Source organism: Dickeya sp. Secpp 1600, assembly GCF_003049805.1.
Classification (GTDB): domain Bacteria; phylum Pseudomonadota; class Gammaproteobacteria; order Enterobacterales; family Enterobacteriaceae; genus Dickeya; species Dickeya fangzhongdai.
On the sequence record NZ_CP023484.1, the window covers coordinates 1,694,770 to 1,706,956 of the forward strand.

At 44.9% G+C, this 12,187-nt stretch carries 12 protein-coding genes and 1 pseudogene; 3 read left to right on the forward strand and 10 right to left on the reverse strand.

The window, feature by feature from the left end:
- Window positions 1–172: 172 nt before the first annotated feature.
- Entirely contained in the window at window positions 173–1,195 is a 1,023-nt protein-coding gene (locus CPA59_RS07615; protein ID WP_100848778.1) for an IS110 family transposase, read from the reverse strand.
- A gap of 66 nt (window positions 1,196–1,261) precedes the next feature.
- Here CPA59_RS07615 and CPA59_RS07620 point away from each other — a divergent pair.
- Window positions 1,262–2,256 (forward strand): annotated as a pseudogene (locus CPA59_RS07620) (IS3 family transposase); the annotation flags it as partial.
- 252 nt (window positions 2,257–2,508) lie between these two features.
- On the opposite strand, the gene CPA59_RS07625 reads toward CPA59_RS07620, so the two are convergent.
- From CPA59_RS07625 to CPA59_RS07660, 8 genes are all read right to left on the reverse strand, one after another.
- Window positions 2,509–4,863, reverse strand: coding sequence for an AAA family ATPase (locus tag CPA59_RS07625; protein ID WP_049855388.1), 2,355 nt, complete (start codon window positions 4,861–4,863; stop codon window positions 2,509–2,511).
- The gene (locus CPA59_RS07630) at window positions 4,847–5,551 is read right to left on the reverse strand and encodes an ABC-three component system middle component 1 (protein ID WP_049855389.1); all 705 of its coding nucleotides are present in this window, start codon (window positions 5,549–5,551) and stop codon (window positions 4,847–4,849) included. Before CPA59_RS07630 ends, CPA59_RS07625 begins: the two co-directional genes overlap by 17 nt.
- Window positions 5,535–6,854, reverse strand: coding sequence for an ABC-three component system protein (locus CPA59_RS07635; RefSeq protein WP_049855390.1), 1,320 nt, complete (start codon window positions 6,852–6,854; stop codon window positions 5,535–5,537). Before CPA59_RS07635 ends, CPA59_RS07630 begins: the two co-directional genes overlap by 17 nt.
- 459 nt (window positions 6,855–7,313) lie before the next feature.
- Complete coding sequence (locus CPA59_RS07640; RefSeq protein ID WP_049855391.1) at window positions 7,314–7,523, reverse strand: TraR/DksA family transcriptional regulator; 210 nt, start codon at window positions 7,521–7,523, stop codon at window positions 7,314–7,316.
- Complete coding sequence (locus CPA59_RS07645) at window positions 7,513–8,097, reverse strand: DUF2857 domain-containing protein (RefSeq protein WP_107758996.1); 585 nt, start codon at window positions 8,095–8,097, stop codon at window positions 7,513–7,515. The genes CPA59_RS07640 and CPA59_RS07645 overlap by 11 nt, the downstream gene beginning before the upstream one ends.
- A gap of 16 nt (window positions 8,098–8,113) precedes the next feature.
- Window positions 8,114–8,308 (reverse strand): AlpA family transcriptional regulator, encoded by a 195-nt coding sequence (locus tag CPA59_RS07650; RefSeq protein ID WP_042857869.1) that lies wholly within the window; start codon window positions 8,306–8,308, stop codon window positions 8,114–8,116.
- A 679-nt stretch (window positions 8,309–8,987) separates the two neighbouring features.
- A complete protein-coding gene (locus CPA59_RS07655; RefSeq protein WP_012769229.1) occupies window positions 8,988–9,245 on the reverse strand; it encodes a helix-turn-helix transcriptional regulator in 258 nt (85 codons plus the stop codon).
- A 113-nt stretch (window positions 9,246–9,358) separates the two neighbouring features.
- Window positions 9,359–9,637, reverse strand: a complete 279-nt coding sequence (locus CPA59_RS07660; RefSeq protein ID WP_107758997.1) for a helix-turn-helix domain-containing protein — start codon at window positions 9,635–9,637, stop codon at window positions 9,359–9,361.
- 133 nt (window positions 9,638–9,770) lie between these two features.
- Here CPA59_RS07660 and CPA59_RS07665 point away from each other — a divergent pair, with 133 nt between their 5' ends.
- Entirely contained in the window at window positions 9,771–10,058 is a 288-nt protein-coding gene (locus CPA59_RS07665) for a helix-turn-helix transcriptional regulator (protein ID WP_042857867.1), read from the forward strand.
- Window positions 10,059–10,401: 343 nt separating this feature from the next.
- On the opposite strand, the gene CPA59_RS07670 is transcribed toward CPA59_RS07665, so the two are convergent.
- The gene (locus tag CPA59_RS07670) at window positions 10,402–10,647 is read right to left on the reverse strand and encodes a helix-turn-helix domain-containing protein (protein WP_012769232.1); all 246 of its coding nucleotides are present in this window, start codon (window positions 10,645–10,647) and stop codon (window positions 10,402–10,404) included.
- 953 nt (window positions 10,648–11,600) lie between these two features.
- Here CPA59_RS07670 and CPA59_RS07675 point away from each other — a divergent pair.
- Window positions 11,601–12,119, forward strand: coding sequence for an Hcp family type VI secretion system effector (locus CPA59_RS07675; protein ID WP_038918397.1), 519 nt, complete (start codon window positions 11,601–11,603; stop codon window positions 12,117–12,119).
- Window positions 12,120–12,187 lie beyond the last annotated feature (68 nt).

A 12,187-nucleotide genomic window follows, 5' to 3' on the forward strand; every position in this document is an offset into this window, starting at 1 on the left:
TTGTTGCTTACATCTATCCGGCATCAGGAAAACCTGTGCCCAAATGGGTAATCCGCACACGATCGCCTCAACAACTGGACGGCCTCTGAGGCCAGTATAAAAATCAGGTTCCGATTGTGCAGGTGCAACCTGTCACCATTTCTCAGTACACTGCAACTTTTCTGGCTGGGAATTAACTTCCGGCTGCCTGATATTCTGTATCATTTCTCAGCATCGACCAGATTATTCTCGCGTTCTTGTTAGCTACCGCCACGGTCGTTTTATTAAACCCTCGCCGTTCCCTCAACTGATTAACCCACTGATGCAGACAGCTATCATTCTTATTCGTGGCAACCCTGACGACAGCGCGGGCACCATGAATAAAAAGAGTCCGCAGATGCTTGTCGCCTTTTTTCGTCATATTCATGAGAACTTGCCTGTCACCACTTGAGTGTTGCCGGGGAACCAGACCAAGCCACGCGGCGAAGTGACGACCATTTTTAAATTCAGTTCCTTTGCCAATAGCGGCAACAACAGCCGTTGCCGTTTTAGGACCAATACCTTTAACTTTGGCAATGCGCTGGCAGGCTTCAGATTGCCTGAACACAGCCTCTATTTCTTTATCAAAAAAGTTTATGCGACGACCAAGATCGTTAAAGAGATCATAGAGTTCTGCAATCGTCCTGCGCATTCTGGTACTGAGACCATTTTCTGCATCTTCAAGGATCAGCGGAACTGCATGACGAACTCTTGAGACCGCTGCACCGATTGTTATTCCCCGGTCGAGCAGCAGTCCTCTGATTTGACAGACGGTTGCAGTACGATGATTGACAATACGTTGTCTTGCACGGTGCAGAGCCTGAATATCCTGCTGTTCGGGACTTTTAGGCGGAACAAACTGCATCGTGGGTTGCATAAGGGCCACAGCTATCGCCTGTGCATCATTACCGTCATTTTTTTGCCCACGAACAAAAGGTTTTACATACTGTGGGCTGATGACTTTTACTTTATGTCCCAGTTTTTCAAACTCGCGTTGCCAGTAAAATGCCCCTGTTGACGCTTCGATACCAATCAGACAGGCAGGAATATTTGCCACCGTCTGGAGTAATTCTTTTCGGCCGGTACGTTTTGTATAAACCGGTTTGCCAGCCTGGTTTAATCCGCAAAGCTGGAAAACATTTTTAGCCAGATCAATACCCAGAAATACGATATTCATGGTGACTCTCCTGTTGAGCATATTTCGTACAGTTAACCGCAGGGGGAGGAGGTAGTCCATCCCATTAACTGGAAAGCGAAGTTTGGCGGAATGGAAGCCTCTGATATCAAAAAGATGAAAGATCTGGAGGACGAAAACCGGCGACTGAAACAGATGTTTGCCGATCTCAGTCTGGAGTGCCGGGCACTCAAAGATGTTATTGAAAAAAAGCTTTAAAACCAGCGATAAAGCGTGAGCTCGTCAGTTATCTGACCGCGCAGTTTACGATGAGCATCAGCCAGGCATGCAGGACGTTATCGTTGAGCAGGACGGTCTATTTTTATCAGCCTGACACCCGGCGTGATGAGCCGGTCATTCAGGCACTGACCGACATGGCGGAACGCTATCCGCGATACGGCTTCAAGAAGTTGTTCCAGAAGCTACGCAGGCAGGGGCATGCATGGAATCACAAACGCGTTCATCGTATTTATTGCTTACTGAAACTGAATTTTCGTCGTAAAGGAAAGCAACGTTTGCCCGTGCGTGATCCAGCACCATTGGCGACGCCGGAACACCTGAATCAGAGCTGGTCAGTGGATTTTATGCATGATGCGCTGGTATGCGGCAGACGTTTTCGTACGTTTAACGTGGTGGATGATTTTAATCGTGAAGTGCTGGCGATAGAAATTGACCTGAATATACCGGCACAACGCGTTGTTCGGGTGTTGGACAGGATAGTGGCAAACCGAGGGTATCCGCTAAAGATGCGGATGGATAACGGCCCGGAGCTGGTTTCGCTGACGTTGGCACAATGGGCGGAAGAGCATGGTGTAGCACTGGAATTTATTAAACCGGGCAAGCCGACACAGAATGCCTTTATCGAACGTTTTAACCGGACGTACCGGACAGAAATACTGGATTTTTACCTGTTCAGAACACTGAATGAAGCGCGTGAAATTACAGAACGCTGGCTGCATGAATATAACAGCGAGCGTCCCCATGAATCGCTGAATAACCTGACGCCGGAAGAATATCGGCTGATGGCCGAGAAACCGGAAATCTCAAAAAGTGTGTGGAACTAAAAGCGGTCTACTTACAATATCAGCGTCAGGATAAAAACGCTAAAATCAAAATGGGAATGAGAGAGAAAATGAATAGCATGGTAATTTTTCGAGGGGATTGGATTTTTGAGTTGGCAATATTGTAGCTAATGGATATATTTAATCTGATTGACTGTTTTGTGCCAGATAGCAGACATTTTTAGAACAGTCTATGTTAACCTGCAGGGACGAACTTAAAGAAGCGCCGCCTTCAAGAAAGGCGGCATTTTACATTTATCTATTATCAATAGCTGAACGTGCTTCTTCCATGAAGTTGATCCTTCCTGCTGACAAGCCAAATTTCTTGTATTTATAACGAAAATATGCTGACATACGGTCTTCATGCGTTGACATAATTATCTGACGATCTCGGAATTCAGTGCGTAGCAACTCGACGAAGCCTGCCACATTAATTTCATCCAGAGTCTGAACAGGATCATCTACGAGCAACAAAGAATGTTTGGCGTATCGCTGATTCAAGGCAAGGGTAAAGGATAGTACCAATGCAGAAAGCTGTCCGGAACTCATGGAAAAGACTGCATCATACTCATGCCCTGGAGTTTCATTGAAAGCGATAGAATTACCATCATTTTCTATGAAGATACCTAATCCCTGCTGATAACTTTGCATAAGACGACCTGAATAGATATGAAATAGGATCTCTATCTCTTTAACTATAGATTCGAGATATAATCTTTTCTCACTCTCATAGATCTTTTTAATTTTCTGCAAATGTCCTTTCAGCTTATCAGCTTTTTTAATTAGTGCTTCTGCTTTATTATACTCCGACTCACATTCTGAGACATATTTAGACAATGCAATAGATTGCTGCTGTCCTAAATAGTCTTTCTTTAATTCAATCTTTTTGATAGTAACTTCTTTAACTGCTACAGAATCTTTGTTAAATACTTCGCGAAAAATTCTCTCGAAGTCATCATGGATTTGGCTATCATCCACTGGTCTAAATTTTTCGTGAACTCGACGTCCAAGTTCATCTAACGCGTGTTGCGTTACAGGTTCAAAATTCTCGCTCAATAAGTCCTGAAGATTGATACCTGCCGCTAATAGATATTTATGATAATTTTCTAGCCAATGAATTTGTTCTTCTGAGAGGCTCGTTAGCTGACGTTTACGTTCAATACTTTCTTTATTTTGCTCCAGATATTTCTGCAGAACAATTTCAATGGGCTCCTGCCAGTTTCGTCTAAAATTAGCTAATGCTTTTGAGAATTGATCATTTTGTTGTTCGGCTAAATTTTCTAGCGTTATACGCTGGTTTTCAATTCCTTCAAGTAATGCATCTGCGGTCGGCCAAAGGTGTCCACACGTAGGACAAATATTCGTTAAATCGCAGTTGGATTGATGTTCCCTGAAAGCACTTACCATTTGCTCACGCGTCTGGAGCAAAGCTGCATAACATTCCTGAACTTTATCTGTATTGGCTAACTGTAGCTTGAGCCCGGCGACCTGTTGATGAAACTCCTCTGACGAAAGAGTCTCTGGAAGGAGAGTAACCAGCGGAGCAGTAATCACCAAACGCTCCTCACTAATGGCCTTTATTGTGTTTTTAAATTCTTCACTTAGTGCTAAAGCAGATTCAAAACAAGCAACTTCCTCTTGCCATTTTTCCCTTTGCTTGAGAGGTTGATAATACATCAAAAATCGCTGTTGTAACTCCGGTTTAGGGAGTAAAAACCTCATCAGTTCATTGTTATATAACTGATTTTCATATTGTTCGAAATTCTCAGTAAAACGTCGGATTCGGAATAGTTCTCCATCTGCAGATAGCCACTGTTCGAATTGTTGTGCATCGACCTCCAAAACCTCACGATCCCATGGCTGATCTGTAATAGTGATAATCCTGTCATATGCAACTGAAATACCTGTCGGTAACATCTGCTGCTTAGCCGATTCCCATTTGTCTCTACGCTGTTTCAATTCTGCATATTTCTGTGGGTTACACAATTTACCAATTTTTGTTGATGCCAAATTAATATTATTAATTTTGTCCTGGATGTCACCAATGTCGAAAAGATGCGCAATCTGACCCTGTCTATCTTTTTCCTTTTTTTTTAGCAATCGCGTGTTTTCTTCTTGCTCTACATAATGAAACAATTCGAAATCACGTTTGTACTGTTCTCCGAGTAAGGCAGAAAGATATGATTCTTCTTGAGAAATGGCTTCACCTCGCTCGGCGTTGAAATCTGTTAATTCATAAAGTGGAAGCTTTAAATCAGTAACGCCTTTATGTTCATCCAACACGGTTTTGCTGGCCGCTCTCTCGAGAAAAAAAATGGTCCCATCAACCAAGATCTCGGCACGGATTGAAAGCCAATCATCATCCCTCGCGTTTTTAAATAACCATGGGCAGCCCGTTTTCAAGCTACGTCGGTCTACGGTTATCTCTTCAAGTTCAATATAGCGCCGAATTTTTCCTGTCAGTAGCAGCTCCAAAGCGTCAAAAAAAGACGATTTACCGAACCCATTAGGTCCATCAAGAACGACGAGATGTTCACTTTCAAGAATTAGCTCTAGTTTCTCAAAAACTTTAAAATTACGTACTTCTAGACGTTTAACGATCAATTTCATAGCCTGCCTCAGATAATTTCTCACCCATGATATCCAATAGCTCTTCCGGTAATACATCCTGAGATACGATCTGATCAGCTAAAGAGTCAATAACTGAGTCGACTGCAACTAGTAGAGCTGGGTTATCCGTACGTTGAATCTTTTCATCAATACTTCGTTCAAGACTATCCAAATCAGAGTTACCGAAACTATTAACTGCGATAAAAGGCAATTTTATTGCAAGCCTGTACAACAGACTTTGCCATCCACCTTGTAGATAATGAGATTTATATTCGGTAAAGATGGTTGGTGAAGTTATTAATTCACGAAAGACTACCGCAATCCCCTGAATAGCAACCTGCTGATATAAAGCTTCAAGTTCTACAGTCGTATATGGAAGTACATGCTTCTTGAAGAAGTAGCTATCTTCCTCCGCATGATGAACTCTTTTACTAGAAAGTACATTTGAGGTGTCAGTGTTCCATACAATCAATAAATTAATGTTTTTCTCAAGTGCGGGATCGGATGTTGCTTTTTTACACTCATTCAGCCACTCAGCTTGGATTTCAGGGGTAATTATCGGCTCACCAAAAACTAATAACCAGAAATTTTTCTTACCCGGTGCATTATATTCGTATAAGGCCAAGTTTGTGGTGAGCTTACGTGTCAATCCTTCTGATTCCAATAATTGCTCAATCAGGTTCTGCATCTTTCAAACTCTCAGGTACATTGTTTAAAGAAACCATAGACACCTTCTTATAATTACCGATACGATTTTCCCTCAGCAATTCGTGTTCAGCAGTATCCACTCCCTCAGTAGAGTCGATACCTACGAGTACATCTGAGATTGAAGGTCTGTCTATGGCGCTGGTTATAAGTGCACCGCACTCAAATAAACACTCCACATCTTCGCTAATTGCCTGTTGCATTATGTCATGACAGATAGTTTCCTGATGCTCTGCAGCATGGTGAATACCTGTTGGATAATAGAAAAGCCCGTCATTTAGCCACGAGAATGCAACATTAGAACCTTCGTTGCGTGCAGCCTGAATCAGTTTCCAGAAAATCGTAAACATCCCAAGTCGCATTGCATCACGATCAAGTGATTGATCCTTAAATTCACTAAGTGTTTTAAAACGCCCTTTTTTATGCGGCATAGTTGCCCGCAGAAATGTCTTCATTCCTTCAACATCTAGTGCAGTGATAGCAGCCAGATAGTCATCTAACTTTTGACATGCTGCCTGGGAGAGGCCGTTCTGGCGTTCACAAAACTCCTGGTAGTATGTGCCAATATCAATCTGCAGACGGCTAAGGAAGAATGCTTCATCCTCAAACGGAGCATAATCATCCGCTTCGATTACATCATACAGTTCTGAAAACTCGATGAATTCGTTGGCTGCAATTTCGGCCTGATGACGAGTGGACACATGTATCTTGCTATGGGTTAGAATGACCTGTGAATTCACTATGGCTTCAAGCGTATTCTGAATTTTTTCAACGAGATTAATTTTCCAAGCAGGCAGAATCTCAACTTCAGAAAGTGAGCTAAGTAGGTTAACAAGCTTATTCCGAATCAATCTGTCCACGTCATTCAGTGGGCAAAAGGATTGCGTGGCATTGTCATCAGGCAAAACGGGATAAGTATAAAAACTCACTGGTGCATAATCTGCGTCAAACGTAGCCGGGATATCCGTTATTTGGCGTGCAACATGAAAATAAGCGAGTGCGGCTCCTCGCTGTCTTGCATTATCTCGTTGAGTCGAGACTCCTTCCCGGTAAGCTGAAAAGCGTGTGTCCTTGTATGCTTTAACTTGGTGCATTGACAAGCATTGTTGACCACGAAAAATTGCGAAGTCATCTTGGCTTTCCAATTGCAATCTCAAATCCCGATTTGCTTCATAACTTGCGGACATCATATTCAGACAATGGTATAACGCCAGCTTGCCCTGATAGACAAATCCGCTCCACGTAGAAATAGCTGTGTGTGGAAAAACCTGAGGAACTACTGCCATGAGATCCCTTATCACTTTAAATTCGCATTAGCTGAAACGTGCTCCGCATAGAGATATTTCACTTCTAATGGCGAGCATTAGCTATATAGTTCATTGGTAGATACATTACTACTAAGTATCCGAGCTGAAATTGATCTGCTTCCTATATTTATATTTTGGTGAGATTAGCTGATCTTAAAATTGATTCTGTTCGGATTTTGTCAGCATTGATGAGCCATTGAGAATTATTACCAATGTATCTGCAAGTAAAAAAATCAAATATGTCCACTTTTCGCTCGTTACCGACTGTCAGGTTTAATCGTGTTCTAACATAGAATAGAGTCAGAGCCAATACAGATAAGTGATAATGGTGACGGTTTTCCATTTAATATTTCATAGATAATAATATGTGTGGTATTTATTATGATGATAAATAACGCGCAGAAAAGATAATCTCTCTGCGCGAAGGTCATCCTGTTATCAGCGCTGACGTCGCTCAATAATAGTCTGGCATTCCGTGCAGGTGGTAACGCCCGGCAGCGTTTGCCGCCGCTGCTCGGGAATCGGCTCACCACACAAACGGCAGTAATGTAATGAGGGTGTGGTTGCTGGCTTGAAACGGTTCTGTTCAATCATCTCTTCCAGACGTTGTTCATTAAATTCCTGATCGCGATCGATCTCATCCGGCATGTGATGTCCTCCTGTTCGGTGCTTCCTTTTCGCAAAGGGTGATACGGTTCCAGACAACGGTGAGCGAAGGCCCTTCCTTCCGAGAGGACAACGCTTCGGTGATCTGCATCATCACCTCCAGTGCATCTGGCGTTTCAAGGTTTTCAGGTCGGCTTTTCTGCCATAACCGCCAGATTTCGGCATCAATGGATTCATCAGGGATAGGCGTTCGGCCATAAGGGATGGTGACGCCCAGCAACCGACGACGAGTGCAGACCTCGTTTGAGGTAAGGCCAAAAAAGTGGTGCAGGAGAGCGATTGATCCTCCTAACCGGATGGCACGGTTAATCTGTTGTTGGCGCTGCGCTTCCTTGCGGGATAACGTCAGAATCTGCTGTAGGACGTCATGGCGGACAGTGACCGCCATAAATTGCGCCGATGCCCGGCTGACGATAAACAGTTCGTCGAGGGAGAGCTGATTGAGGGCATTTAATTCGTCAAATGTGAATCCTAACGTTTCACAATAATGAAAATTACCGTCCTTGAGCGCAGCAAGGGCGTGTGTTAATACCGCGTAATTCAATGAGGGGATCATAAGGCGATATCCTCCATCAGCGCGTTAAGCGGTTGGCTAATTTGAGGTTAATCCACTCGTCAATTTCAGATTCGAGCCAGGCGACGCTGGCGGGACCAATCTTTATTGAGGCCGGAAAGGTTCCGTCTTTCATATACAGATAGATTTGCGAGCGCTTCAGGCCAGTTTTTTCTTCCACTTGTCTCAAACGCAGTAACTGATGTGATGACATAGGTTCCTCCAGTGCAGAATGGCGTATGCCCGGAGAAGACAAAAAAACACAGCGAGTGACGGAGTGAAAGTTGATGAGCCCGTATTACGGATATCACCATCCTTAATACGGGTTTTTAGACAATATCGCGGAATTGTTTTTCTATAACTCAGCGTTTATTTAACCAGAAGAAATCTTTTACGTTACCCCTTACAATTTTTTCGATGACAGCTGGGTGCTGATTACCTTTCTGCTACCACGATGTTTATGGCAAACTCTTTATAGTCGGTTTAAGCGGTAGCCTAAAATTGGAATGATAAATTTTATTTTTACTGTATTAATTCAGGACATTGGCTAACCGGGATACCAGCGCGTAGGAGAGGTAACACTATTTCAGCCAGTTAATGCAAGGTGCTGGAGCGGGAACTGTAATCTCGGTCAGTGCCGGTACGACAAGGGTTTTAGGCGGTTGTATTGTTGCCACCCGTGATTACAACAGGTGATCTGACAAGGTATGTTTATTGACTGGTCAGCCATTATCGCCAGTCAGGCAGGCGTGGAAGTCGGGTTGAATACACGCTGGGGGAGCCTGACGCTGAACTCGCTATTGGTGACCAGCATGTTCTATTGACTGATGAAAGCCAGTACCTGCTATACGCTGAGAACCGCTGGTTGCCAAATTAAAAGACAGAGCCTAATCCTAACCACTCCTTTTGCTGCGAAATAACTCAAGCACGTCTTGCGCAAACTGATCATCCACTATATAGAAATAGCACTCTGGTACGTCTAGTACGCGAGCAAACTCGCACACCAGCTCAAAGGTCGGCTTGTGCGTACCGTTTTCATAATGAGACAAGCGCGAATAAGCCGTAGCTTCTTCAAGCCCAGCCAGTACACCCAGTTTTTCCTGAGTGAGTTTAGCGTGTAAGCGTGCTTCTTTGAGTCTTTTGGGGATCATGCCGTGTTCCCAATGAGGATTTCACGGAGATCTTTAGCATTGCTCAATAGAATTTATCTTTAGAGTTCATAAAGATGGTGGTTTGAATTTATATGGCTCGCTAAGTTTTTCAACTAATTAGATATATTTTTTCGCCATTGGACCAACTCGCCAGCATGCAACTTCAGCATGGCTTCGGCAAAGCTGTCATCCAGCGTGTAGAAGTATCCTTCCGGTACATCCAGTATTTTGGCAAACGTGCATATCAGCTCAAATTTTGGTCTGTGCCTGCCATTCTCATAGTGTGACATTCTTGAGTAGCCCGTATCTTCAGAAATCCCGGCGGCTATAGCCAGTTCTTCCTGTGAAATCTCTGCACGCTCTCTTGCTGCCTTCAGACGCTTCGGCACCATAACTCTTCCTGTTATTGGTTATATTGACAGCATCTTTAGCATTCCTTAAGATGAATCATCTTTAGATTTACTAAAGATGATATGCATCCACTTATCCTTGTCGGACTTCAAGTCTTTGAATGAGGTAAATAAAATGGTTAAAATCGACTGGCATTCTGCCGACATCATTGCCAGGCTTCACAAACGTGGGACCACGTTGGCCGCCGTGTCGCGGGCAGCGGGGTTGAATTCCTCAACGCTGGGGAATGCGCTTATCCGTCCGTGGCCCAAAGGGGAACTGCTGATTGCCGAGGCACTAGGGGTGCCGGCCTATGAGATTTGGCCGAGCCGCTATTTTGACGAGCAGGGGCGGTTAATCCCGCGCACCCCACGCTCTCGTCTCCGGTCTGATCAGGAAAAATATCCCCCGGCCGACAGTTAGCCACGCCTGTGCCGAACCGGGTAGAGAAGGGCAGCAATAGGCGTGTCCCTTTAATATCTGAATCACACTTGCCAGTGTGATTTTTGTTCAACTTTATCCTGGTTTACCTCTGTACTCTGTGGCCCGATGCTATCGGGCCAGTCTTCGTTCATGAGGTGCAGATATACCTGTTGGTTTTCGTTGGACTCAATAAGTCGAGGAGTGGATGCCGCAGAGAATATAGGATAGGGGGAGTGACTTTTTAACTCAGCGACCTGTAATATTCCGGCCTACTACGTTGACCTTGCAGGGATTATTGATAGTACAGGTTAAAGTTGTACTTGTGCCATCAACTCTAATTGCATCAGAGTTTAGCAGCAGCAAAAAGCTGTTCCAGACTCCACTCAAGCGCATCCGCAATGCGTAACAAATTCAGCAGGGTAACATTGCGTTCACCTCGCTCGATTCGGCCCATGTGGCTGCGATCAATACCTGTGGCACTTGCCAGATTTTCCTGCGACAAACCTAGAAGTTCTCTCCGCTGACGGATAGTTTGTCCCAAAAGTGGCAAGGCGTGAGCAGGATCGTTTTTTCCGGAAACTCTTTGCATCTAGTTATCATCTCGCTTCCTTTAACTTGTCTCCACGGCATTTACGACCCATAATGACTTGAGCCAGTCAGACTTTGCAGGAGAGCAACGATCCATTCATTAGGAGATATCGGACAGTCTGGTTGTTCCTACCAGCTAAAGAGGGGGGTAACTGCGATGTATAACGATCCACTTCCGCCGCCATGTGCGCTTGAGTTGATTTACCGTTGCCGGGTGTTGATATGGTTGCTGATTGATTCTGACCATCAAGGAATTCGGGATAATCTCTCTTTTATCCTTTCAGAACAACTTGATCTGTTATTGGAGGCTCTCAATGAGCGAAGGATTGAAGGATAGCGGGGCTTTGTTGAATAAGTCGAGCTTTTGCCAGATGACAGGATCAGATCACGCTTCATCCTGACAGTAAAGCAGAAGTTTAGAAGCACCAACTGGAATACTCACAACAAAACGCCTATCAAGCGCTGCTCCATCACTTTCTGGTTGTAACCTTGCCATCTTTTTTCTCTGATGGACCCCGCTTCACTGCCTGGATTGTATAAACATGAGAGAACATGCGGAGTTAGTTAGCTAAAGTGCGATACCGTTACCTGATACCCGTGAACAGAGTGGAATGCACTGTCCCCTGCTTACTGTTTATCTCTCCCCCAACGATCGCACAAAACCAAAAACGTGATAACACTCACAAAAAATCAGACGCCGATAGCTCATAAAACACCCTCCCACAGAATGATCGCAAAATCTGCGCAACTTCTTGCTCACTTTCCAGCATAAATCCCTGTTTGCGCAATGGATGCCGTTTTTTCGGGAAGTCTGCGCAACTTTTTGCTCAAATTTGACTTAGGGAAAATGGCGATATGATTTTCCCCTTTTAAAACAATGAAATAAAAAGTGGCATAGTCATTGCTTTATGAACCGTGAAGTCAAACACATGTTCAACAACAAGGAGCAAGACTATGCCAACTCCATGCTATATCAGCATCGAAGGTAAAACTCAGGGCAATATCACTGCCGGTGCCTTCACCTCCGACTCCGTCGGCAACATCTACGTGCAGGGCCACGAAGACGAGATGCTGGTACAGGAATTCAACCACATCGTCACTGTGCCGACCGACCCGCAGTCCGGCCAGCCGTCCGGTCAGCGTGTGCACAAACCGTTCAAATTCACCGTCGCCCTGAACAAGGCCGTGCCGCTGCTGTATAACGCGCTGGCCTCCGGCGAAATGCTGCCGACCGTGACCCTGAAGTGGTACCGCACTTCCGTGGAAGGCAAGCAGGAGCATTTTTTCACCACCACCCTCACCGACGCCACCATTGTCGACATCAACAACCAGATGCCGCACTGCCAGGACCCGTCCAAACAGGATTACACCCAGCTTATCGAAGTGTCGCTGGCCTACCGCAAGGTGGACTGGGAGCACACCGTTGCCGGGACGTCCGGCTCTGATGACTGGCGTGCGCCTATCGAAGCGTAATGCCGCCTTAACCCGGACTGCGGTCCGGGTTTTGCTGTTTTCAGTCTGTACTGAGCCGTGGCGGCAGC